The 23,105-nt window shown below is 62.9% G+C and carries 19 protein-coding genes; 9 read left to right on the top strand and 10 right to left on the bottom strand.

The window, feature by feature from the left end:
• Nucleotides 1-83 precede the first annotated feature (83 nt).
• From ACI3KW_RS13750 to ACI3KW_RS13735, 4 genes are read left to right on the top strand one after another with little or no spacing between them, the layout of a single operon-like run.
• Nucleotides 84-1,601, top strand: coding sequence for a sugar ABC transporter ATP-binding protein (locus ACI3KW_RS13750; protein WP_404848545.1), 1,518 nt, complete (start codon nt 84-86; stop codon nt 1,599-1,601).
• Nucleotides 1,598-2,602: an ABC transporter permease gene (locus ACI3KW_RS13745; RefSeq protein ID WP_113121210.1), complete on the top strand. Its 1,005-nt coding sequence runs from the start codon at nt 1,598-1,600 to the stop codon at nt 2,600-2,602. The genes ACI3KW_RS13750 and ACI3KW_RS13745 overlap by 4 nt, the downstream gene beginning before the upstream one ends.
• Nucleotides 2,599-3,576, top strand: coding sequence for a galactofuranose ABC transporter, permease protein YjfF (gene yjfF / locus ACI3KW_RS13740; protein WP_262171628.1), 978 nt, complete (start codon nt 2,599-2,601; stop codon nt 3,574-3,576). The genes ACI3KW_RS13745 and yjfF overlap by 4 nt, the downstream gene beginning before the upstream one ends.
• A 1-nt stretch (nt 3,577) precedes the next feature.
• The gene (locus ACI3KW_RS13735; protein WP_262171627.1) at nt 3,578-4,318 is read left to right on the top strand and encodes a FadR/GntR family transcriptional regulator; all 741 of its coding nucleotides are present in this window, start codon (nt 3,578-3,580) and stop codon (nt 4,316-4,318) included.
• 105 nt (nt 4,319-4,423) lie between these two features.
• Here ACI3KW_RS13735 and ACI3KW_RS13730 read toward each other — a convergent pair whose 3' ends face one another.
• The 4 genes from ACI3KW_RS13730 to ACI3KW_RS13715 form a co-directional block, all read right to left on the bottom strand.
• Nucleotides 4,424-5,491, bottom strand: coding sequence for an ABC transporter ATP-binding protein (locus tag ACI3KW_RS13730; protein ID WP_404848543.1), 1,068 nt, complete (start codon nt 5,489-5,491; stop codon nt 4,424-4,426).
• A gap of 37 nt (nt 5,492-5,528) precedes the next feature.
• Complete coding sequence (locus ACI3KW_RS13725) at nt 5,529-6,311, bottom strand: ABC transporter permease subunit (RefSeq protein ID WP_390888836.1); 783 nt, start codon at nt 6,309-6,311, stop codon at nt 5,529-5,531.
• A gap of 82 nt (nt 6,312-6,393) precedes the next feature.
• On the bottom strand, nt 6,394-7,287 hold the full coding sequence (locus ACI3KW_RS13720) for a carbohydrate ABC transporter permease (RefSeq protein ID WP_404848628.1): 894 nt from the start codon (nt 7,285-7,287) through the stop codon (nt 6,394-6,396).
• A 117-nt stretch (nt 7,288-7,404) separates the two neighbouring features.
• Nucleotides 7,405-8,700, bottom strand: a complete 1,296-nt coding sequence (locus tag ACI3KW_RS13715; RefSeq protein ID WP_404848542.1) for an extracellular solute-binding protein — start codon at nt 8,698-8,700, stop codon at nt 7,405-7,407.
• 209 nt (nt 8,701-8,909) lie between these two features.
• Here ACI3KW_RS13715 and ACI3KW_RS13710 point away from each other — a divergent pair, with 209 nt between their 5' ends.
• From ACI3KW_RS13710 to ACI3KW_RS13700, 3 genes are read left to right on the top strand one after another with little or no spacing between them, the layout of a single operon-like run.
• Nucleotides 8,910-10,151: an ROK family protein gene (locus tag ACI3KW_RS13710; RefSeq protein ID WP_404848540.1), complete on the top strand. Its 1,242-nt coding sequence runs from the start codon at nt 8,910-8,912 to the stop codon at nt 10,149-10,151.
• Nucleotides 10,151-11,248 carry a Gfo/Idh/MocA family protein gene (locus tag ACI3KW_RS13705; protein ID WP_404848627.1) on the top strand — a complete coding sequence of 366 codons (1,098 nt, stop codon included), beginning with the start codon at nt 10,151-10,153 and terminating at the stop codon, nt 11,246-11,248. The genes ACI3KW_RS13710 and ACI3KW_RS13705 overlap by 1 nt, the downstream gene beginning before the upstream one ends.
• A 21-nt stretch (nt 11,249-11,269) precedes the next feature.
• Nucleotides 11,270-11,911, top strand: a complete 642-nt coding sequence (locus tag ACI3KW_RS13700; protein ID WP_113121202.1) for a ThuA domain-containing protein — start codon at nt 11,270-11,272, stop codon at nt 11,909-11,911.
• 376 nt (nt 11,912-12,287) lie between these two features.
• Here the strand turns inward: ACI3KW_RS13700 and ACI3KW_RS13695 are convergent, their stop codons facing one another.
• A complete protein-coding gene (locus ACI3KW_RS13695) occupies nt 12,288-13,145 on the bottom strand; it encodes an SDR family oxidoreductase (protein WP_404848539.1) in 858 nt (285 codons plus the stop codon).
• 119 nt (nt 13,146-13,264) lie between these two features.
• On the opposite strand from ACI3KW_RS13695, the gene ACI3KW_RS13690 reads away from it, so the two are divergent.
• The gene (locus ACI3KW_RS13690) at nt 13,265-14,155 is read left to right on the top strand and encodes a LysR family transcriptional regulator (protein WP_404848538.1); all 891 of its coding nucleotides are present in this window, start codon (nt 13,265-13,267) and stop codon (nt 14,153-14,155) included.
• A gap of 313 nt (nt 14,156-14,468) precedes the next feature.
• On the opposite strand, the gene ACI3KW_RS13685 is transcribed toward ACI3KW_RS13690, so the two are convergent.
• The 5 genes from ACI3KW_RS13685 to ACI3KW_RS13665 all read right to left on the bottom strand — a co-directional run bounded on the left by ACI3KW_RS13685 (nt 14,469) and on the right by ACI3KW_RS13665 (nt 21,787).
• Nucleotides 14,469-15,350: a carbohydrate ABC transporter permease gene (locus ACI3KW_RS13685; protein ID WP_404848537.1), complete on the bottom strand. Its 882-nt coding sequence runs from the start codon at nt 15,348-15,350 to the stop codon at nt 14,469-14,471.
• A complete protein-coding gene (locus ACI3KW_RS13680) occupies nt 15,347-16,228 on the bottom strand; it encodes a carbohydrate ABC transporter permease (protein ID WP_404848536.1) in 882 nt (293 codons plus the stop codon). The genes ACI3KW_RS13685 and ACI3KW_RS13680 overlap by 4 nt, the downstream gene beginning before the upstream one ends.
• Before the next feature lie 85 nt (nt 16,229-16,313).
• Complete coding sequence (locus tag ACI3KW_RS13675; RefSeq protein WP_262171615.1) at nt 16,314-17,588, bottom strand: extracellular solute-binding protein; 1,275 nt, start codon at nt 17,586-17,588, stop codon at nt 16,314-16,316.
• 89 nt (nt 17,589-17,677) lie between these two features.
• Nucleotides 17,678-18,763: an ABC transporter ATP-binding protein gene (locus ACI3KW_RS13670; RefSeq protein WP_404848535.1), complete on the bottom strand. Its 1,086-nt coding sequence runs from the start codon at nt 18,761-18,763 to the stop codon at nt 17,678-17,680.
• Between the two features lie 246 nt (nt 18,764-19,009).
• Nucleotides 19,010-21,787: a glycoside hydrolase family 2 protein gene (locus ACI3KW_RS13665; RefSeq protein WP_404848534.1), complete on the bottom strand. Its 2,778-nt coding sequence runs from the start codon at nt 21,785-21,787 to the stop codon at nt 19,010-19,012.
• A gap of 157 nt (nt 21,788-21,944) precedes the next feature.
• Between ACI3KW_RS13665 and ACI3KW_RS13660 the strand changes: the two genes are divergently transcribed.
• Nucleotides 21,945-22,967: a LacI family DNA-binding transcriptional regulator gene (locus ACI3KW_RS13660; RefSeq protein WP_404848533.1), complete on the top strand. Its 1,023-nt coding sequence runs from the start codon at nt 21,945-21,947 to the stop codon at nt 22,965-22,967.
• The last annotated feature ends 138 nt before the right edge of the window (nt 22,968-23,105 follow it).

Here is a 23,105-nt window from a genome sequence, read left to right as displayed (position 1 = left end):
GGGCGAAAAGCTGACCTCCCCGCAAGGGGGAGGAGTGTCATGGGGGTTGAACCAGACTAATCTGGCTAGCGGGGGAAAATTGCATGACCGATAGCCCTTACGTGCTCGAAGCACGCGGCGTGACCAAGATTTTTGGCAATCACACCGCGCTCGCCGCCATCGATTTCGGGCTGCGGCCCGGCGAGGTCCATGCCCTCTTGGGTGAAAACGGCGCCGGCAAGTCCACCTTGATCAAAGTACTGACCGGCGCCTACCAGCCCGATGTCGGCGGCGTCTTTGTCGACGGCGCTCCGGTGACGCTCGACAATCCCCTTCATGCCCAGACCCATGGCATCGGCACAGTCTATCAGGAGGTCAATCTCCTGCCCAACCGCTCCGTGGCCGAAAACCTCTATCTGGGTCACCAGCCCACCCGCTTCGGCCTCGTCGACCACAAAAAGATGGAAGCAGCCGCCAAAACCCTGCTCGAACGCTACGGCCTGGCGATCGATCCCGGCAGCGATCTGGGCAGCCACTCGGTCGCCGTACAGCAGATCGTCGCCATCGCCCGCGCCGTCGAACTCTCCGGCAAGGTGCTGATCCTCGACGAACCCACCGCCAGCCTCGATCGCAACGAAGTCGAGCGCCTGTTCGAGGTCATTGCCGACCTCAAGCAAAGCGGCCTCGCCATCATCTTCATCACCCATTTCCTCGATCAGGTCTTTGCCATTTCCGACCGGGTGACCGTGTTGCGCAATGGCAAGCTGGTCGATACCCGCCAGCTCGACAGCGTCAGCCGCACCGATGTGGTCCGCCTAATGCTGGGCAAGGACATCGCCTTTTCCGGCGCCACTGATCTGGAACCCGAGCGCCCCACCACCGACGTGCTGCTCGATTTCAAATCCTATGGCCGCAAGAAAAGCGTGCATCCCTTCGATCTCACCATCCACAAGGGCGAGGTCATCGGCGTTGCCGGCCTGCTCGGTTCCGGCCGCACCGAAATGGCGCGCCTGATGTTCGGCGCCGATCCGGCCGACCAGGGCACGGTCACTGTCGCCGGCAAGCCTACCGCCATTCGCAACACCACCGACGCCATCAGCCGCGGCTTCGGCTTCTGCCCCGAGGATCGCAAGGCCGAGGGCATTTTTGGCGATCTGTCGGTGCGCGAAAACATCATCATCGCGCTGCAAGGCAAGCTCGGCTGGTTCCGCGCCCTCAACCGCGACGAACAGCTCGAAATCGCCGGCAAATTCGGCGAGGCCATGGATATCCGCGCCGCTTCGCTCGACATGCCGGTCAAGCTGCTCTCGGGCGGCAATCAGCAAAAGGTCATCCTCTCGCGCTGGCTGGCCACCGACCCGGCCTTTCTCATTCTGGACGAACCCACCCGCGGCATCGATGTGGGCGCCCATGCCGAAATCGTGCGCACCATCAATCGGCTGCGCGACGATGGCATGGCCATGGTCGTCATCTCCTCCGAGCTGGACGAAGTGGTCGCCTATAGTTCGCGCATCGTGGTGATGCGTGATCGCGAAATGGTGGCCGAATTGCGCGGCAAGAACATCAACCCCGGAGTCATCGTGCAGGCCATCGCCAATTCCGCCGACGAGGCCCAGCCATGAAGCGCCTCCATCTCGAACGCCTCGCCAATCCGCAATTGCTGGCCCTGGCCGGCGTATTGCTCATCAATTGGCTGCTCTTTCCCAATTTCTTCCGCATCACCTGGCAGGATGGGCGCCTGTTCGGCAGCCTGATCGACGTGCTCAATCGCGGCGCGCCGGTGGCGATCCTGGCCATCGGCATGACCGGGGTGATTGCCACCAAGGGCGTTGATCTGTCGGTCGGCGCCATCATGGCGGTCTGCGGCGCTGTCGCCGCCACCATGGTGGTCGCCGGCTATCCAACCCCCGTCGCTGTGATCGCAGCGCTTGCCGTCGGCATTGCCTGTGGCCTCTGGAACGGCTTTCTCGTCGCCATCCTCGATATCCAGCCCATCGTTGCAACCCTGGTGCTGATGGTGGCCGGGCGCGGCATTGCCCAGCTCATCACCGAAGGCTCCATCGTTACCTTCAACGACCCCGCTTTGATCTTTATCGGCACCGGCTCCTTCCTCGGCTTCCCCATGGCCGCTGTCATCGCCCTGGTCCTGCTGATCTTGGTGACGGTTCTGGTGCGCAAAACCGCCATCGGCCTCTTCATCCAGGCCATCGGCGTCAATCGCGCCGCCGCCACCCTGGCCGGCATCCGCAGCCGCATGCTGCTGGTCCTGGTCTATGCGCTATCCGGCTTTTGCGCTGCCATTGCCGGCATTGTCGTCGCCGCCGATATCCGCGGGGCCGACGCCAACAATTCCGGCCTCTGGCTCGAACTCGACGCCATCCTCGCCGTAGTCATCGGCGGCACCTCGCTCCTCGGCGGCCGCTTCTCGGTGCCCATGGCCGTGGTCGGCGCCATCATCATCCAGGCCATGAATACCGGCATCCTGATGTCGGGCTTCCCGCCTGAATTCAACCTCATCGTCAAGGCCGGCATGATCATCCTGATCCTGCTGATCCAGTCGCCCTTTGCCGCGCGCCTCTTCACCCGGCAGCGCCTCGTTCCCGCCAAGGCAGGCCCCAAATGAAACGCAGCCTGCGCCCCCTGGCGGCCACCGCCGTTATCTTCATCATCGCCTATGCCGCCAGCGTCGTGCAATTTCCCGGCCTGCTGTCCACCCGCGTGCTGGGCAATTTCCTCACCGACAATGCCTTCCTCGGCATTGCCGCCGTCGGCATGACCTTCGTCATCATCTCGGGCGGCATCGATCTGTCGGTCGGCGCGGTGATCGGCTTCACCGGCGTATTGGTCGCCGTGCTGATCTCCTGGTTGGGCATTCATCCCCTCCTCGCCTTTGCCATCGCGCTGGGGGTCGCGGCCCTGTTCGGCGCCGCCATGGGCCTCACCATCCATTATCTGCAAGTGCCCAGCTTTATCGTCACGCTGGCCGGCATGTTCCTGGCGCGCGGCGGTGCCTCGGTCATCACCCAGGATTCGGTGCCCATCAATCACGAATTCTATTCCACGCTGACCGGGCTCATCATCCGCCTGCCCGGCGGCGGCCGCCTCAGTTTCATTGGCCTGCTGATGATCGCCATCTTCCTCATCGGCGCTCTGCTGGCCCACCGCACCCGCTTCGGCTCCTACGTCTATGCCCTGGGCGGCAACGCCACCTCGGCCTCGCTCATGGGTGTGCCGGTGGCCCGCACCACGGTGCAGATTTACATGCTCTCCAGCGTACTTGCGGCCTTGGCGGGAATCGTCTTTTCCCTTTACACATCTGCTGGCTATCCGCTGGCGGCGGTGGGCGTCGAACTCGACGCCATCTCTGCAGTGGTGATCGGGGGAACCCTGCTCACCGGCGGCTATGGCTTCGTGCTGGGCACCTTTGTCGGCGTCATGCTGCTGGGCCTGGTACAGACCTACATCATCTTCGATGGCACGCTATCGAGCTGGTGGACCAAGATCGTTATTGGCGTGCTGCTATTCTTGTTCATCGTCCTGCAGCGGATCATATTTGCCGCCTCCGCACCCGGAGAAAAGTCACCCGAGAAAGTGTAGCATGATCGAGCCAGGCAGCCTTATTCGCTCGCTTTCCGGGCGATCCGCTGCACGGAATTTCCACACCTTCGTCATCAACGAAATCGGCCATGGCATCGTCACGGGCAAATTTCCCGTCGGCTCGATCCTGGCCAGTGATGCGGTGATGATGGAAACCTATGGCGTCTCCCGCACCGTTTTGCGCGAGGCCCTCAAGACGCTCGAAGCCAAGGGGCTGGTCGAGGCGCGGCCCAAGGTTGGCACCAAAGTCTCCCCCGCCAGCCGCTGGAGCTTTTTCGATCCCCAGGTGCTGTTCTGGCATTTCGAGGCCAAGCCCGACCGCCGCTTTTACGAAAGCCTGTTCGACGTGCGCGAGGCGCTGGAAAGCCGCGCCGCCGAACTCGCGAGCCACCGCCGCACGGCTGATGAAATCCGTATCCTCAAATATTGGGCCCACCAGATGGACATCGCCGAAGATGGCGTTGAACCCCATCTGCTGGCCGCCCTCGAGATCCACCGCGCCATCGCCGAAAGCTCCGGCAATGCCCTGCTCCGCTCGGTCACTGGCGTCGTCGAACTCACCATGGTGCTATCGGCCAAATTCGCCCCGCCAGCCGATCTCCGCCAGCGCCATGCCGACTATGTCGCCCAGCACGAAGCCCTTGTAAGCGCCATGGAACGCGGCGACGGCGACGCCGCCGTGCAGTTGATGCAGTCCATCATCACCCGCGACAAGCAGCAGACCATGGCAGTGTTCGGCTAAACGGCCCCCTGCGCGACCCTGACTCTAACCACCCACCGTGTCATTCCGGCGCGGGCCGGAATCCATGCTGAAGATCATTCCGGCGCTGGATGGCTGGATGGCTCCTCAATTCTCGCTCACCCGCTCCCCGCTCGCCGCATCGAATACATAAACATGGTGCGGCGCCGCACGGACGGTGAGCTCTCCATCGAGCGCAATATCGTCCTCCCCGCTGATCACCACGGTCACCGGCTTGCCATGCACATCCAGCGTCACAAAGGTCTGCCCGCCGGTCGGCTCGACAAAGCTGATCTGCCCGGTAACCGCCGTTCCCTCGCCGGCCACCAGCAAATGCTCGGGCCGCACGCCGACCACAACCGCCTGCCCCTCGGCCAGCTGCTGGCCCGGGGTAAACACGAAATCCGTGCCATCCTCGGTCCGCGCCACCCCGCCCTGCATCTTGGCATCGACAAAATTCATCGCCGGCGAGCCGATAAACCCGGCCACGAACAGATTGGCCGGTCGCCTATACAGCTCCATCGGCGATCCCGATTGCTGGATCACGCCCCGGTTGAGCACCACGACCCGATCGGCCAGCGTCATCGCCTCGACCTGATCATGCGTCACATAGATCGAGGTCACCCCCACCTTCTTGTGCAGCGTCTTGATTTCGCCGCGCATCTGCACGCGCAACTTGGCATCGAGGTTCGACAGTGGCTCATCGAACAGGAACACCGACGGATCGCGCACAATGGCCCGGCCCATGGCCACGCGCTGGCGCTGCCCGCCCGACAGCTGGCTCGGCTTGCGCTCCAGTAAAGGCTCCAGCTCCAGCATGCGCGCCGCCTGGATCACCCGCCGCTCGATCTCGGCCTTGGGCTTGCCCGCCAGTTCCAGGTTAAAGCTCAGATTGCGATAAACGCTCATATGCGGATAAAGCGCGTAGCTCTGGAACACCATGGCGATATTGCGCTCGCGTGGCGTCAGGTCGTTGACCACCTTGTCCCCGATCAGGATATCGCCCGCGGTGATTTCCTCCAGCCCCGCCACCATGCGCAAAATGGTCGATTTCCCGCAGCCCGACGGGCCCACCAGCGCGACGAATTCGCCGTCGGCCACCGTGAGATTAATGTCCTCGATCACCGAAACCGAGCCATAGCTTTTTTCGAGATTCCGTAATTCCAGTCCCGCCATTCATGCCTCCTCTACAGCGCCGATTGCTCGTCGCCCTTTATTTGACTGCGCCAGCGGTGAGGCCGGCAATGATGTGTTTTTGTGCTGCGAAGAACACGATGACGGTGGGCAGAATAGTGAGCGTGATGAACGCCAGGATCAGCTGCCAATCGGTGCTGAATTCCCCGCGATAAACCATGATGCCCAGCGGCCAGGGATATTTGCTCTCCGAATTGAGCATGATCAGCGGCAGGATATAGCTGTTCCAGCTGCCCACGAACGAGATGATGCCCACCGTGGCGATGATCGGCCGGCTCAGCGGCAGCGAGATATGCCAGAAAAACCGCAGATAACCCGCCCCATCCACAAACGCCGCGTCGAACAGTTCCGGCGGCAGGTTCTTGAAGTAATTGCGGAACAGCAGAATGCTCATGCCCAGCCCGAACGCCACCTGCGGCAGCACCACGCCCCAATAGGTGTCGAGCAGGCCCAGGTCGCGGATGCGGATGAACAGCGGAAGGATGGCCGTCGCCGCCGGAAACATCAGCCCGATCAGGAAATAATTCAGCAAAAAGTCCGAGCCGAAGAATTTGACATGGGCAAAGGTGAAGGCCGCCATGGAAGCGAACAGCAGCGTCAGGAACACGGTGAGCCCCGCAATCAGCAGGGAATTGCCCATCTGCATCCAATAGCGCTGGCTGGCGAGGATATTGCCGTAATTGCTCCATTGCCATTCAGCAGGCAGCCCGAACGGATTGCCGCGCAATTCGCCCAGCGTCTTGAACCCGCCCAGGGCCGTGGTCAGCAGGGGAATGATGACAATGCCGGCAATGATCAGCATCGACACATAGAGATAGGTCTGCGTACCGGCGCTCAATCGCCTGCCGCTGCTGGCGGCAATTGCCGCGTCGATGGGTGCTGCTTCAGTCATTTCGCATGAATATCCGCTTGTAGCCGAAGGCGAGGGTGACGCAGATGATGAACAGCACGACGCCCACCGCCGAGCCGAACCCGACCTGCATGCGCATGACGCCAAAGGAATAAAGGAAGGTCACCAGCGTTTGCGTGGCGTTCGATGGTCCCCCGCCGGTCAGCGGCATGATCATGTCGAACAATTGCAGCGAGCCCACCACGGCAAAGAATACCGAGAGCCGCACCGTCGAACCGAGCAGCGGCAGCGTAACCCGATAGAATTTCTGCCAGCCGGTCGCCCCATCGATATCGGCCGCTTCCAGCACGCTCTTGTCGATCGCCTGCAGCCCGGCGATGAACAGCATCATGTGGAAGCCGAAATATTTCCACACGATGACGCCGAGCACCGCATAAAACGCCACCTGCTTGTCGGCCAGCCAGAACGGCGGCGCCGCCCCGAAGAAATTCCAGATGCCGGCCACCAGGCCAAATTCGCCATCATAGACGAAGCGCCAGATCATGCCCGCCGCCACATCGGCCAGCACATAGGGCAGGAAGAACAGCAGCCGGAACGCCAGCGCGCCCTTGATATTGCGCGACACCATGGTCGCCAGCCACAGCGCCAGCGGGATCTGCACGCAGATCGAGATGACGATGATCAACCCATTATTGATCAGCGCGGTGCGGAACGCCCCATTGCGGAAGATCAGCTCGTAATTCTTGGTGCCGATCCACTGGCTGGGCAGGCCATAGCCATTCCAGTTGTAGAACGAATACCAGGCCGCCTCCCCCATCGGCAGGATGACGAACACGGTGAACAGCAACAGCGCCGGCGGCAGGAACAGCACCAGCACCGGCCATTTGCCGCGCATCTGCCCGCGCCGCCGCCGCGCCACGCTGGGCATTCTGGCCGCCGCCCGGCCATCTGCTGATAGGGAAGTCGCTTGGCTCATCCGAAATCGAGGCTCCTGGTTCGCCAGAAAGAAAACCGCCGCCTCGCTCACGCGGGGCGGCGGCGGCGCTTACATCTCGAGCGAGAAGGCGTCTTCGATCTGCTGCAGCGCGTCTTCCGGCGAGATCTGGCCGGAAACCAGTTCCACCGACATGTCATTGACCACGCGGCCGACATTGGGCCCCAGGTCCTGATCGAGGAAATTCTGGTGCCAGGTGGCCTTGGCCATCTGCGCCGCGCTTTCGGCCAGCGAGGGGTCCTTCACCCCGACATCGGCACCCAGCGTGGTGGGCAGGATATTGTTGAATTCCGCCAGCTTGGCCGCATTGTCCTTGCTGGTGAAATATTTGAGGAAGTCCTCGGTTTCGGGCGGTGCATTGGCCGTCACCACCCAGCCATTGAGGCCACCGAAATCATCGGTGATCACCCCGGCCCCGCCCTCGACCAGCGGAAACGCGAAGCGCCCGATAGCGTCCTCCGCCAGTCCCTTGCCATCCGTTGCCGCATTGGCCTGGTTCTGCGGCGTCGCGGTATTTTCAAAGCTCAGGATGATGGCAGCGCGCCCATCGGCAAACACCGCCTGGGTATCGGGCCAGGTTGCGCCCAGATAGCCTTCCTGGAACGGCTCGAGCGCCCCCAGGTCAACCAGATGCTGGCTGGCCTTGACGAACGCCTCCCCGGTAAAGCCCTCGCCACCCTTGGCCGCGGCAAAACCGTCCTGGCCCGCTTCGCGCATGGCCAGATAGCTCCAGTAGAAATGCAGCGGCCACTTGTCGCCGCCACCGCCGGCAATTGGGGTAATGCCGGCTTCCTTGAGCTTGCTCACTGCCGCCAGGAAATCATCCCAGGTGGCGATGGCGCTGGCGTCGACGCCCGCCTTTTCGAACAATGCCTTGTTGTAGAAGAACGACACCAGGCCCGACTGGATCGGGGCGGCCCACACCTTGCCGTCAATGCTCAGCCCATCCACCGCCGCCGGGGAAATCGAATTGCGCCAGGCCCCGCCATCGGCATCCATGGCCGCGGTCACGTCGCGGATCGCGCCGGTTTCCGACTGCGCCTTCAGCACGCCACCGCCCCAGGTATAGAACATGGAGGGCGCGTCATTGGATTGCAGCAGCGTCGGCAGCTTGGCCTTGAAGGCCTCGTTTTCGAGGAACTGGAATTCGATTTTGACATCGGGATGCTCGGCCTCATAGGCCGCCGCAATGTCCTGCCAGGTCTTGAGCCGGTCCGCATTGGCTTCCAGATGCAGCCATTTGATGGTGCTCTGCGCATAGCCAGCGGTGACACCGCCGAACAGCGTCACAGCGCTGACGGCAAGCAGAAGCGTATCCCGCCAAGGGCGGGCAAAGCCGTGATTCATGGTGATCCTCCCAGATCCGGACATATTTGTCCTTGATGCGTATTAAATAGCGCCCGCCTGTTTCCATCTGTCAAGAGGGTGTGCAAAACGCCCGCCAAAAGCGCCACGTTTCAGCGCTTTGCGCTTGCTTTGCCCACCTTGCCATGCCTAGAAAGACAAAACTTAATTCGCGTCACGTAGAAATGAACGCGTGAGGAGCCTCCCCGTCTGTGAAGACCGCCGATCCCGAATTGATGCGGGCGATCAATCGCTTTCACGTGCTCGATACCATCAGGCGGTTCGGCGCGATTTCGCGTGTCGAGATCGGCGAACGCATCCAGCTTTCGGCCACCACCGTCTCGGCCATCACCGCCTCGCTCCTCGATGACGGGCTGATTTCCACCCGCCACGAAGGCGATTTGCGCAGCGGCGGCAGCCGTGGCCGGCCCCGCGTCATGCTGACGCTCAATCCCGAAGCCGCCCGCGTCGTCGGTGCCAAGATCGCCACCAACCGCCTGGTCTTTACCGTCACCAATTTCCAGGGCGACGTGCTCGCCAATCTGACGCTCCCGGTGCGGGTCGATCGCCTGCCGGTCGATGTCATCGCCGATCTGGTCGAAGATGGCGTGCGCCGCTGCGTGCTCGATGCCGGCCTGGCGCTGGACCAGATCAAGACCGTCGCCCTCTCCCTGCCCGGCATTGTCGAACACGGCACCGGCCGCGTCCGCGCGTCCAGCATTTTCCGCGACACCAACGTGCCGCTCAAGGAAGCCATTGTGCAGCGCCTGGGCATCGACACCATTGTCGAAAGCGACGCCAATGCCATCACCATGGCCGAACACTGGTTCGGTCGCTGCCGCGACTGCGATGATTTCGTCCTCGTCGCCATCGAGGAAAGCCTGGGCCTGGGCGTCATGCATGGCGGCCAGCTGTTCCGCGGCGCCCGCGAGCTCAGCCTCACTTTGGGCGACATGATCATGGGGTCGGACCCCGATCACGCGCTAAAGCTCTCCGAAGTCGCCAGCGAGCGCGCCATCCTCAATGGCGAGCATAACGACCCGCAAATTCGCGATGCCATCCGGCTGGGCCAGGGCATGAGCCGGGTGCGCGGGCTGATCGAGGCCGGCGATAACCGCCTCAAACACGCGGCCGGCCGCGCCGGCGCCGCACTCGGCATTGCCATCGCCAATCTGGTCGCCCTGTTCGCCCCGCCAAGGGTGATCCTCGTCGGCTCCACCCTGGCGCTGGGCGATCATCTGCTTGATCCCCTGCGCACCGCCTTTGCCCGCGCCACCCCGGAAAGCCTCGCCAATGTCGCCCAGATCGTCATCGACGAGGTCAGCGACGAGCTCTGGGCGCGCGGCGCCGCCGCCGTGGCTTTAGGCGAACTTTATGGCTCGCCCTGGGGTACGACAGGCCCGGCGCGCCGCAGCTACACTGAATTTTCAAATGCCGGAACGAGGAGTGAATGATGGACAAGGTCGGTATTGGCATTATCGGGCTGGGCAATATTTCCGCCGCCTATCTCAAGGCGAGCCAGGATTTCCCGGTGCTCGACATCCGCGCCGTGGCGGATATGAACCCCGCCGCCGCCAAGGCGCGCGCCGATGAATTCGGCCTCAAGGCCGTCGATCTCGACGCGATCTTCACCGATCCCTCCATCGACATCATCCTCAACCTGACCATCCCCAAGGCCCATGTCGAGGTCGGCCTGCGCGCCATCGACGCGGGCAAGCATGTCTATTCGGAAAAGCCGCTCGGCATCGTCTTCGCCGAAGGCAAGAAGCTGGTCGAAGCCGCCAAGGCCAAAAACCTGCGCGTCGGCTCGGCCCCCGACACCTTCCTGGGCGGCAGCCACCAGACTTCCCGCCGCCTCGTCGATGAGGGCGCCTTGGGGCAGCTGGTCGGCGGCACCGCCTATTTCATGTGCCCCGGCCATGAGCGCTGGCACCCCAATCCCGCCTTCTATTACGAAGCCGGCGGCGGCCCCATGCTCGATATGGGCCCCTATTACATCACCGACCTCGTCAACCTGCTCGGCCCCGTCGCCAAGGTGTCCGGCTTCGGCACCAAGCTGCGCGACACCCGCACCATCACCTCCAAGGACCGCAACGGCGAGATCATCCCCGTCCATGTCCCCACCCATGTCTCGGGCACCTTGGTGTTCCATAATGGCGCCGTGGTGCAGGTGACGATGAGTTTTGACGTCGCCGGCCACAAGCATGTGCCGCTCGAAATCTACGGCACCGAGGCCTCGCTCATCGTGCCCGATCCCAACCATTTCGGCGGCCAGATCCAGCTGCTCGAAAAGGGCGGCGAATGGACCGATATCGCCACCGACATGCCCTATGCCGAAGGCAATTATCGCTCCATTGGCCTCGCCGATATGGCCCATGCCATCATCGAGGGGCGCCCCCATCGCTGCAATGGCGACCTGGCCCTGCATGTGCTCGAAGTGATGGAGGCCTTCCAGACCTCCTCGGACACCGGCCGCGTCATCGACATCACCACGCCGGCCGAGCGGCCCGCCCAATTGGGCAGCTCGCTCGTCAACGGCATACTGGCCTGATCGAATTTAAGGAGGAATGGAATGCGTGAAGCACTGATCGTTTGGGGTGGCTGGAGCGGGCATGAGCCCGAACAATGCGCCGCCATCATTCGCACCATGCTCGAGGAAGACGGCTTCAAGGTCTATGTCGAGAACACGACCGAAGCCTTCGCCGATCCCTCCATCCGCGATCTCAGCCTGATCGTGCCGATCTTCACCATGAGCAAGATCGAAAAGGAAGAGCTGTCAAACCTCACCGCCGCTGTCGAAGGCGGGGTGGGTCTGGCCGGTTATCACGGCGGCATGGGCGACGCCTTCCGCGATGCGGTCGATTACCAATTCATGGTCGGCGGTCAATGGGTGGCTCACCCCGGCAACATCATCGACTACCGCGTCAATATCACTCGCCCCGATGATCCGGTGATGGCGGGGATCGAGAGCTTCCCCTACCATTCCGAGCAATATTACATGCATGTCGACCCCTCCAACGAGGTGCTGGCAACCACCACCTTCACCGGCGAACACGCCGCCTGGATCGATGGCGTCACCATGCCGGTCGTCTGGAAACGCAAACACGGCCAGGGCCGCGTCTTCTATTCCTCGCTCGGCCACGTCGCGAGCGAGTTCAGCGTCCCCCAAATGAACACCATCCTCCGCCGCGGCATGAACTGGGCCGCACGGTAAGCGAGAGCCACGATACAGCACCTCCCCCTTGAGGGGGGAGGTTGAGAGGGGGTGTCGCGAGCCCCAACATCTGGGCTCACGACGGAGAAATGCCCCGAAACTACCTCACCCACCGTGTCATTCCGGCGCAGGCCGGAATCCATGCTGAAGGCCATCCCCGCGCTGGATGCACGTAAGGCGCCACGGACCTGGATTCCGGCCTCCGCCGGAATGACTCCGTGGTCTGAACAAGCCCAAGACACGCGGCTCCTGCCCTCCCTCCCCCTTGAGGGGAGGGCCGGGGTGGGGGTCGTCTGATTTGCGCAAGACCCCACGGACCCCCTCCTCCAATCCCTCCGCAATAGAGCCCTGAGCCCGTGTCGTAGGGACAGCCCCCCTACCGCAATCGATCCGCATAATCCCCCAAGAACACCTCAAAGCTCCGGGCCTTCTTGCCCGTCACCCTCTCGACATCCCCGCTGATCCCCGCCGCCTCGCCGCGATCGTAATGGGCATAATCCTCGATCAGCCCATCGGTCTGCCATTCCGGAAACTGGTAGCTCAGCATGATCTGGCGCATCTGCTCGGGCGCCAGCTGCACATGCTCGATCCGCCGCCCGATGGCCCGCCCGATCTGGTCGGCCAGCTCGGCATGGCTCAGTGCCTCCGGCCCCGTCAGGTCATAGCTCTTGTTGTCATGCCCCGACCCGGTCAGCGCCGCGACCGCCACTTCGGCCAGGTCGCGCACATCCACCAGGCTCACCGGCGCCTCCCCGATCGGCGCAAAGATGCGGCCCTGCTGCCGGATCGGCTCGCGGAAGGCCAGCATTTCCTGCATGAACAGGTTCGCCCGCAGGAAGGTATAGGCCATGCCACTGGCCTTGATCGCCGCCTCCACCACCGCGTGATAGCGCAGGAACCGCACCGGCGAAGCCACATCGGCATGCACCTGCGAGAATTTGACGATATGGCGCACGCCCGCTGCCTTGGCTGCCGCGACGAAACCCAATTGCTGGGACTCGGCCCGCTCGGACGATTTGGTCAGCAGGAACGCTATCTCCACCCCCGCCAGCGCCGCCGCCACCGAGGCAGCATCGTCCAGGTCCCCCATAACCGGAATAATATGGCTGAGCCCGGCCAGCTTTTCCGCCGCTTCAGGCGAGCGAACCAAAGCCTTGGCCGAAACGCCCTTTTGGTCGAGCAGCTTGGCAATCTCAAAACCGACAGTGCCGGTCGCGCCAGTGAGCAGGATCATTTTTTCTCTCCTTGAATGGTGCCGTGGAGCTACCCAGCCCCGCATCGGCCCACCCAATATCGCCCCTCCGGTCCCTGCAATAAATTGACAATACCTGCCACCCAGCTCATACAAAATGTATGAGCACACCAATTGACTGGGAACGACAACGCGCCTTCCTCGCCGTGCTGCGCGAGGGCAGCCTGTCCGGCGCCGCCCGCGCACTCAATCTGGCGCAACCCACCATCCGCCGCCGCATCGAGGATTTGGAGCGCGACCATGGCGTGGCGCTGTTCACCCGCGCCTCCAGCGGGCTCATCCCCACCGCCATTGCCCTCGAACTGGCCGGCCATGTCGAGGCCATGGCCAATGCCGCGGCCGCCTTTGCCCGCACCGCCTCGGCTGAAGCCGGCTCCGCCTCCGGCATTGTGCGCATCACTGCCAGCGAAATCGTCGCCGTCGAAGTGCTCCCGCCCATCCTGGCGCAATTGCGCGATGCCCATCCGGGGCTCGTGATCGAACTGGGCCTCAACAATCGCAGCGAAGACCTGCTCGGCCGCCAGGCCGATATCGCCGTGCGCATGACCCGTCCGCTACAGGAAGCCCTGCTCGCCAAGCGCATCGGCACCATCCGGCTGGGCATGCACGCGCGGCGCGATTATCTGGATCGCCACGGCACCCCCGCCACCATGCAGGATTTGGCGCGCTTCGCCCTGGTCGGCTTTGAAACCGATCCCGTTGGCATCGCCACCTATCGCGACCAGGGCGTCACCCTGCAAAGCGAGGATTTCGCTTTTCGCTGCAATAGCGATATCGGCCAATTGGCCGCCATCCGCGCCGGCATCGGCATCGGCATCTGCCACACGGGCCTGGGCAAACGCGACCCCAACCTGGTCCACGTCCTCCCCGACGCCTTCGGCATGGACCTGCCAACCTGGGTCGTCACCCACGAAGACCTGCGCCACGTCGAACGCATCCGCCTAACCTTCGACGCCCTGGTCCAAGGCCTGCAAGACTACGCTGCGACTTAGGCAAGTGCCTCTGCCCCTGCCTCCGACCCACCCCACCCACCGTGTCATCCCGGCGGAGGCCGGGATCCATGCTGAAGGTCATCGACACCGCGATGTGGAGAGATGTGTCCCAGCCCTGCCCCCGCTCTCCCTCGGGTTCGACCCGAGAACCCAAACCGTTCTCGGCCACCGAGGACCGGTCGATATTCGGCTCAGGCCGAGGCGAAAATGGTGGTTTTCGAGAACCGGAGCGGAGCGTACATCAGTACGTGAGCACCGGAAGCGCAGAACACCGCCATTTGCAGCCCGGCCTCAGCTGAATAGCACCGGTCCGCTAGCCCTTGACCCCAGCCGACAGCATAATCGCCTGCGTCACCCGCCGCTGGAAGATCAGGTATACGATCGCCACCGGCAACCCCGCCGCCACGGCCGAAGCCATCTGCTTGCCATAGATGATGCCATAGGCATCCTTGACCTGGGTAATGCCCACCGGCACCGTCATCGTGGCCTCCCCGGTCGCCGCCAGGAACGGCCACAGGAAGCTGTTCCACGCCCCGATAAAGGTGATGATGGCCAGGGCCGCCGTCACCCCCCAATTCATCGGCAGGTAGATGCGGAACAGGATTTTGAAATGTCCGGCGCTATCCATCTGCGCCGCCTCGCGGAATTCCTTGGGCACCGAGTCGAAGAACTGCTTGTAGACGATGATCACCACCGGCACGATCAGCTGCGGCAGGATGATGCCGGCCCAGCTATTGAGCAGCTTGAACTGCGCCATCAGCACGAAATGGTTCACGATCAGCGCCTGCATCGGCACCATGAAACAGGCCAGGATCAGCACATAGATCACCCGCCGCCCTGGGAAATCCAGCTGGCTCAGCGCATAGGCGCAGCCGGCCGAACTAACGATCACTAGAGCCGTGATGATCAGCGAGGTCACCATGGAATTGACGTACCAGATGGCGATATTGGTGTTGTTCCAGATATGGATATAGCTGTCGAAGCTGAACCGGCTGGGCCACAGGCTGTTGCTGCCCGAAATCACCTCGCCATCGGGCTTTACCGAGGTGATGATCGCCCAATAGATCGGGAAAAACGCCGCCAGCGCCGCAGCGAAGGTGATGATGGTCAGGATCAGCCCGCCAATATCGATGGCGCGGTCTCGCCCGCCAGGCGCGCTGGCCTCGGCCAGCCGGGGAAGAGCCTCGACACTCATTTCTGACCTCGCGCGCGCAGCAATTGATATTGCAGGACGCTCAGGATGATGATCATCCCGAACAGCAGCATGGCCGCCGTCGCCGCCTCCCCGCCCTTGTTCTGCTGGAAGGCCAGCTTATAGACATATTGCACCAACACGATGGTGGCGTCCTGCCGCCCGCCGATCGAGAACAGATAGACCTGGTCGAAAATCTTGAGCTGGGCGATGAGCTGAATGGTCAGCACCAGGGCCGTCACCGGCCAGATCAGCGGCCAGGTGATGCGGGTGAATTGCCGCCACCGCCCGGCGCTATCAAGCGCCGCTGCCTCGTAGATTTCCGGCGAAATATTGCGCAGGCCCGCAATGAACAGCAGCACATTAAAGCCCAGCGTCCACCAGATCGTAACGAAAGCCACGGTCGGCATGAACAGCGGAATAGTGCGCGTCAGCGAAATCGGCTGGCCGCCATTGAACAGCCGCACCCCATATTGCACCAGCCCATATTGCACATCGATGATCCAGTTCCATGCCAGAAACACCACCGAGACGGGCAGGATATAGGGCAGGAAGAAACAGGCCAGCACAAAGCCCTGTTGCCACCCCTTGAGCCGATTGACCGCCAGTGCGATGGCGAGGCTGATCAGCGTATTGGGGATCACCGTCAGAACAACGAAATAGGCGGTATTCCAGAACGCTAAATGAAACAGCTTGTGGCTGAGGATTTTGACATAATTGTCCCACCCCACCCATTCCCCCGGCCCGATCAGCGGCGCCTTGGTAAAACTGAGCAGCGCCATCTGAATGGTCGGCCACACGAACAACGCGCCATAGATCAGCACGAACGGCCCCACCAGAATGAAGGCGGTGAGATATTCCTGGCGTTTATCCCTGAGCATGATGTTCTCCGGTCTCTTGACGGCGCCGCTCTTGCCTATGACACCGCAGGAAAAGGGGCGCGAGCCATGCTCGCACCCCAAGGCCCTACAATTGCCCGTTCAGATCATCCCGCATCTGCGCCGCAGCATCGGCGGGTTCGAGATCGCCCGTGGTGGCCGGATTGATGTAGTTGGTCCACGCATCGCCCAGCGGCGCGGCAGGCCCCGCCAAAATGGTGCGCGGGTCGAACACGGCGGTGTCGGCAAAGCCGGCATAGTCCGATTGCGGCTTCAGCGCCTTGAATTCGGCACTGTCGCGCACCGCATTATAGGCCGGGATATGGCCAGCGCCGGCCCAGTCGAGCGAGTGCTGATCCATCCAGGCGATGACCTTCATCACCGCTTCCCGCTTGGCCGGATCGGCTTCCTTGCCGGCATTGGCCGGAATGACGAAGGCATGCGAGTCAGACCAGGCGGCCTTGTTCTCGAACAGCGTCGGCAGTTCCACCGCGCCCCATTCGAACAATTCCCCCTTGGCATGGAGGTCGACAAAGGTGGGGACTTCCCAATTGCCCATGATGAAGAAGGGGGCTTGGCCCGAGGTGAACAGCGCCAGCGCCGCCGGGCTTTCCACCTGCACCGGCGTATAGCCCTTGTCCACCCAGCCCTTGACCACTTCGATTGCATTGGTCAGCTTGGTCAGGTCCTCGTCAGTCGGGAAGAACCCGCCCGCGGCTTCGTCGAACATAGTGCCGCCCTGCTGGCCGAACAGGCTATAGATGGTGCGATAGCGGTCGCCCGTCGGCGTCGAAATGCCATACTTGCCCTCGCCGGTAAACTTGGCGAGCACGGCATCGAAATTCTCGAGCCCGTCGAGCCCGGTGGGCAGCCCGTTCGCGTCGAGCATGCCGGCTTCCCCCAGCATGTCCTTGTTATAGTAGAGAATGAGGCCATGCTGGTCGAACGGCACGGCATAGCGGGTGCCATCGACCTTGCCGGCGTCCGAGGCCGCCGCGGTGAAATCGCCATCGGCAATGCCAGCGCCTGCCATATCCTCGTCGGTGATTTCGCTCAGCGTGCCGCTATCGACCGCCAACGGAATGCGGCTGAGGTGATAGGTGGCTATATCGGGCCCCTCCCCGATCGCCGCCGACGTCTGCAGCTTGGTATAGAACGGGGTGCCCCATTCCAGCGTCGTGCCCTGGATCTGGATTTCCCCCTGATGCTCGGCATTGAAGCCGTCGATCAGTGCCTTCATCCGAATGCCGTCGCCGCCGGCGAGAAAGTCCCACCAGACCACGTTCTGCTGCGCCATGGCACCGGTTGCCAGGGCCATGAAAGCGCTCGAAACCAGCGCCAATCGTCTCAATGATTTCAGCATGATTCACTCCTCCCGAAATGGATGCCCAATGTCTCCTCCTGTCGGCAGCCCGGCGCATTGAGCGCTCGCCCGGCCCCCGTTATGCGAAATCAGCCGGCGTGATAGGCTCTCCCATCCGCGCCAAAAATATGCGTCGCCGCCCCGTCCGCCCGCAGCGATACGTCCATGCCCGGCTCCAGCAGGCTGTTGCCCGCGTCCTCCGCCACCACCAGCGCGCCATCGCCCAGCCGCACATGCACCAGCGTCCGGTCGCCCAGCCGCTCGACGATATCGATCGTGCCCGTGAGGCTCCCCGAACCATCCGCCGCCACCCGCAAGGCATCCGGCCGCACGCCCAGCGTCAGCCCCTCCGCCCCCGGCAGCGCCCCGAACGCAATGCCCGTGTCGATCACCGAACCGCCCGCACTCACCGCCGCCTTGCCGCCCTTGTCGGCAATTCCCGTCACGGCCAAAAAATTCATCGACGGCGAGCCGACAAAGGCCGCGACAAAGCGCGATGCCGGCCGCGAATAGACCTCCATCGGCGTGCCGATCTGCTCGATCCTGCGGTTGTTCATCACCACGATCCGGCTCGCCAGCGTCATGGCCTCGGTCTGGTCATGGGTGACGAAAATCATCGTCGCCTTGATGCGGTTATGCAGTTGCGCCAGCTCCACCCGCGTCCGCACCCGCAGCCCCGCATCGAGGTTCGACAGCGGCTCATCGAGCAAAAACGCCTCCGGCTCCCGCACGATGGCCCGGCCGATCGCTACGCGCTGCCGCTGCCCGCCCGAAAGCTGCGCCGGCCGCCGCTCCAGCAGCGGCACGATTTCGAGCATCCGCGCCGCATCCTCCACCCGGCGGGTGATTTCCGCCTTGTCGGTGCCGATATTCTGCAGCCCAAAGCTCATATTGGCGCGCACCGTCATATGCGGATAAAGCGCGTAATTCTGGAACACCATGGCCACGCCCCGCTGGTTGGGCGGCAGCTGATCGACCCGGCGGTCCCCGATATGGATCTCCCCTTCATTGACCGCCTCAAGCCCAGCAATCATCCGCAGCAGCGTCGATTTCCCGCAGCCCGAAGGCCCCAGAAACACGATGAACTCGCCCGATTTGATGTGCATCGACACCTTCTCGAGCACACTCACCGCGCCATAGGACTTGCTGACCTCGTTCAGCACGATATCGGCCATATCATTCCTCCTCCTGGCCCCGGCGGCGGCATTTTCGCCATCTCACCTCGGCCATTCATGCCGATTTCTCGGCTCATTCGTCGCCCCGCCCACCGGCCCTTCCCTCGCCCCTTGTGGGAGAGGGACAGGATTTTTGCGTTCAGCAAAAATCCAGGGTGAGGGGTTCTCTCCTCCGCAGCGGCGCTAGTGCCCCCTCATCCGCCCCTAACGGGGCACCTTCCCCCACAAGGGGAGAAGGGAAAGTGCTCACCCAAAAACCCCGCGATCCACCTGCAATTCCGCCGCCGTCTGCACCACGGCGTCAAACAATGCCGCCGCCACCGGATCGGCGCCGGGCGCTTCCCGCGTCAGCCGGAACGTGGTGGCAACCACCCCGCCGCGCCCCACGCGCTTTTCCCCGATAATGGCTGCGGGCTTATGCACCCAGCCCACCACCATGCCGGCATGCACGTTGGAGCCATATTCCCATGGCCGGAACCCGGTCAGCAGGTGATGCGGCACCACGTCCGAAAAGCTCAGGTCAAAGATCGGCCCACCGGGAATGTCGGCAAATGGCCCATCGCGCCGCACCCAGGAAAACCCGGCAATCCAGTCGCCGCGCCAGATCGTGCCATCGCGCTCGACCAGGCTAATCCCCGGCAAATGCTGATCCAGACTCGGCCGGAACTTGCGCCCATCGGCCACGATGCTGCGATGCGGCAGCTCGCCATCCGGCATGTCGGTGCGCAGATTATTGTTGGTCTTGACCGAGCCATCGGCCAGGATCACATAGCGCGCCCCCGCCTTGATGGCCTCCACGTCCTCTCCATCCACCGCATGGCACAGCACGATATCGGCCTCACCCGCCGGCACCACGCGATAGCCCAGCCCCTTGGCGTAATCCGCCAGCTTTGCATCAGCCGCCGCAATGCCGGGCAGTTCGCTCGTCCCGCGCGCCGCATAAAGGGCGATATCGCAGGAATTGCGCGCCAGCTCTTGCCCGCCCGCCTCCAGCACGAAATCGATCCGCGCCATCTGGTTTGCCGTGGCCGCCGGCATGGCCAGCTGCGCCTCGATAGCAAATGTCGAAACCGCCCCCGTCGCCCCCACCGACAGCTCGCCACTCACCGCCCCGCTCCAGCGCAACACCGCGCCCTCGGGAATGCTCAGCCCACCCGTCGCGACCTTAATGGCAAAGGGCAACTGCTCCCCGGCATAGGCCGAATACCGCGCCGGCCGCGGCACGATGACGATATCGGTATTGATACTGGCAAACACATCGTGGAACACGCGCGGATTGCGCTCGATATCGAGCAGGCCATTGGCCTCCCAATGCACATCGGTGAATTCGGTGATGACATAGCCCATGATCGAGGCATGTTCGCGCATGGTCTCGATTTCGTAGCGCAGGTTCATGAACTGATACCATTGCACCGCCTCGATAAACCCGTCGAACGAGCCAAAGGTACGGTCCAGATCCAGCGCCCCAAAGCGCTCCTCGATGCCATGCGGCAGCGCCACGCCATCGCCCCACAGCGAACCGGTCTCGAACCAGTCCGGCTCGGTTCCGTCCTTGCGACGCAGCTTCTTCGGGTCAGGCAGCCCCCAGACGCCGAACTCGGAGACGATCAGTGGCTCGTCGCCCCGTCGTTCGGCGTCGCCCAGGGAGGAGAAGGTCCAATCGGCGCCGGCGGCGAATTGGGCAGTGATATCGTCCCATTCCTGCCGCCGCTCCGGCACCGAGCGGTAATAATGATAGTCGTTGATATCGGTCTTGACGTGGAAATTGGGGAAGCAGGCCGAATTGTCGACCACCAGCCGCGTCGTGTCCTTGGCCTTCAGCCAATCATAAGTGTCCTTCACCCATTGGCGATGCTCCCCATTTTCGAGCATCCGGGTGCCCCAATCCTCATTGATGATCGTCCAGGCGATGATCGAAGGATGATTGCGGTCGCGTTGGAGAATACCCTCCATGGTGGCGCGCATCCGCGCTGCCGCCTTGGCGGTGAAATTGGCCACATTGGGAATTTCGGTCCAGATCAACAACCCGAAGCGGTCCGCCACGTCATAATAGCGCGGGTCCGGCACCTTGATGTGGCAGCGCAGCAGGTTCAGCCCCAGATGCTTGGCCTTCCTCGCCTGGTCCTCGAGGAATTCCAGCGATGGCGGCGTATAGATGCCGTTCGGATAATAGTCCTGGTCCAGCGCCCCGCGCATATACAGCGGCTCGCCATTCAGCAGCAGCTTGCCATCCCGCGCCTCGATGCTGCGGAAACCGAAATTATGCGTCGCCGCATCGGCATCCGCCAGTTCCACCGTCAGCGCATAAAGATTGGGACTATCCGGTGACCACAGCTTTGGGTCAGCCACCGACAGCTTTGCCGTGACGCTTTCGCCCGCCGCCACCTCGGTTTCCGCTACGACGCCGCCATCGGCATCCACGACAACAACCCGAACCGGCAGCCCCACGGCAGCAGCCGTAAACCCGAGATCAACACTGACCGCGCCATCAATGCCCGCTGATATCGCCACGCTCTGCACATGCCGTGCGTCCCGCGCTTCCAGCGACACCGACTGCCACAGCCCGCCAATCCGGCCATACCAGCTGATCTTGCCATGCGGCACTTCGCCAAACGGATAATCGGGATAGGCCCGCTGGTCGGCCGACGGCATGGTCACCCGCACCTCGACCTCGTTCTGCGCCTTCAGCAACTTGCCCGGCAGCACGATTTCAAACGGCAGGAAGGCGCCTTCGTGGCTACCGACCTGGGTGCCATTGAGCAGCACTTCGCAGAAATAGCTCACCGCCCCGAATTTCAGCGCCAGCTCGCCCACGCCCCAGCCCTCGGGCAGCGTGAAACTGCGTTTGTAGACCGCCCGCCCGCTGGTATCGACCAGGTCGGAAAATTCGGCCTGCCAGGGCGAAGGCACATGCGTCTCCCGCCATGGCCCATCCTCATGCCGGAACTGCCAGACCCCGTCCAGCGACAGGCTGCGGCGTGCCGCCGGTCGTGTTTGCTCGGCTCTGGCTTGAGCGCCTTCCATCCTCATCCCTCGAAGTATTAGTTATATTATTATCACCTTATGACCCTTCCGCGGTGCTGGCAAGGGGGCACGATTTGCGAGTCTCAACGCTAACAGTCCGTGCACGAATTCAGCTAAAAGGCTGCTCAATGCCGTTGTGATTTGAGGGACCAAAATCTTGGAAAAGCGCGCGACCATGGTGGATGTGGCCGAATTGGCCGGCGTGTCGCAGGCCACTGTGTCCCTGGTCCTCAACGGCGTCACCAATGCCCGCATCTCCAAGCTTACCCGCCGCCGCGTGCTCGATGCCGCCGAAACCCTGGGCTATCGCCGCGGCAAGGCCCACCCGGTGCCCGAGGGCCGCCAGCGGGTCATCGGCCTCATCATCGACGAAGTCTCCACCACCCCCTTCGCCCCGCCCTTCATCGTCGGCGCCCGCGACGAAGCCGCCCTGCAGGATGTCACCGTCGCCACCTTCTGCACCCGCTCCGATCCCGCCCTCGAGCAAGCCGCCATCGACCTATTGGTCTCGCAGAAAACCATTGGCATTCTCTATGCTTCGCTGATCACCCGGCAGGTCAGCGTGCCCGACAGGTTCGGCGAATTGCCCCTGGTCCTGCTCAATTGTTACGAACGCAAATTGCGCTATCCCTCGGTGGTCCCGGGCGATCTGGTGGGCGGCTTCACCGCGGCCGAAGCCCTGCTCAAAGCGGGGCATCGCCGCATCGCGCATCTGGCCGGGGAAACCATTCTCGAAGCCTCGGTCGATCGCGAAAAAGGCTTCCGCCAGGCCATGGATAAATGGGGTATTCCGCAACAGGACCAGCTGGTCACCCTGGGCGGCTGGACCATCCGCGCCGGCCGCGAACGCGCCCTGGAACTGCTCTCCCAGCCCAATCCGCCCACCGCCATTTTCTGCTTCAACGACCGCATGGCCATCGGCTGCTACGAAGCCGCCCGCACCCTGGGCATGCGCGTCCCCCAGGACCTCTCCATCATCGGCTTCGACGACGAAGACCTCTCCGCCTATCTCGATCCGCGCCTCTCCACCATGGTCCTCCCCCACGACGAAATGGCCCGCTGGGCCGTCGGCCAATTGCTCGACGGCTACCAGGCCGCCGACCAGGACGAGCGCCTGCAAAAAATCAAGATCGAATGCGAATTCATCGAACGCGAATCCATCGCTCCGCCAAGGGGTTAGTGGTCCAAGCGAGCCACGATCCGCCTCCCTCCCCCTTGAGGGGAGGGATTGAGGGTGGGGGTGTCGAATTATCCGCCGGCATAGAGCTCGTGGAGGTCGCGACACCCCCACCCCGCCTTTCGCTAGCGAAAAGCGGAG

Source organism: Devosia sp. ZW T5_3, from assembly GCF_044987315.1.
Taxonomy (GTDB): Bacteria; Pseudomonadota; Alphaproteobacteria; order Rhizobiales; family Devosiaceae; genus Devosia.
This window is presented reverse-complemented; position numbering and strand designations above follow the sequence as displayed.

Coding starts and splice junctions, on each gene's coding strand:
- ACI3KW_RS13750 (WP_404848545.1), top strand. CDS start 84: ATGACCGATAGCCCTTACGTGCTCGAAGCACGCGGCGTGACCAAGATT.
- ACI3KW_RS13745 (WP_113121210.1), top strand. CDS start 1,598: ATGAAGCGCCTCCATCTCGAACGCCTCGCCAATCCGCAATTGCTGGCC.
- yjfF (WP_262171628.1), top strand. CDS start 2,599: ATGAAACGCAGCCTGCGCCCCCTGGCGGCCACCGCCGTTATCTTCATC.
- ACI3KW_RS13735 (WP_262171627.1), top strand. CDS start 3,578: ATGATCGAGCCAGGCAGCCTTATTCGCTCGCTTTCCGGGCGATCCGCT.
- ACI3KW_RS13730 (WP_404848543.1), bottom strand. CDS start 5,491: ATGGCGGGACTGGAATTACGGAATCTCGAAAAAAGCTATGGCTCGGTT.
- ACI3KW_RS13725 (WP_390888836.1), bottom strand. CDS start 6,311: ATGCTGATCATTGCCGGCATTGTCATCATTCCCCTGCTGACCACGGCC.
- ACI3KW_RS13720 (WP_404848628.1), bottom strand. CDS start 7,287: ATGCCCAGCGTGGCGCGGCGGCGGCGCGGGCAGATGCGCGGCAAATGG.
- ACI3KW_RS13715 (WP_404848542.1), bottom strand. CDS start 8,700: ATGAATCACGGCTTTGCCCGCCCTTGGCGGGATACGCTTCTGCTTGCC.
- ACI3KW_RS13705 (WP_404848627.1), top strand. CDS start 10,151: ATGGACAAGGTCGGTATTGGCATTATCGGGCTGGGCAATATTTCCGCC.
- ACI3KW_RS13700 (WP_113121202.1), top strand. CDS start 11,270: ATGCGTGAAGCACTGATCGTTTGGGGTGGCTGGAGCGGGCATGAGCCC.
- ACI3KW_RS13695 (WP_404848539.1), bottom strand. CDS start 13,145: ATGATCCTGCTCACTGGCGCGACCGGCACTGTCGGTTTTGAGATTGCC.
- ACI3KW_RS13690 (WP_404848538.1), top strand. CDS start 13,265: ATGAGCACACCAATTGACTGGGAACGACAACGCGCCTTCCTCGCCGTG.
- ACI3KW_RS13685 (WP_404848537.1), bottom strand. CDS start 15,350: ATGAGTGTCGAGGCTCTTCCCCGGCTGGCCGAGGCCAGCGCGCCTGGC.
- ACI3KW_RS13680 (WP_404848536.1), bottom strand. CDS start 16,228: ATGCTCAGGGATAAACGCCAGGAATATCTCACCGCCTTCATTCTGGTG.
- ACI3KW_RS13675 (WP_262171615.1), bottom strand. CDS start 17,588: ATGCTGAAATCATTGAGACGATTGGCGCTGGTTTCGAGCGCTTTCATG.
- ACI3KW_RS13670 (WP_404848535.1), bottom strand. CDS start 18,763: ATGGCCGATATCGTGCTGAACGAGGTCAGCAAGTCCTATGGCGCGGTG.
- ACI3KW_RS13665 (WP_404848534.1), bottom strand. CDS start 21,787: ATGGAAGGCGCTCAAGCCAGAGCCGAGCAAACACGACCGGCGGCACGC.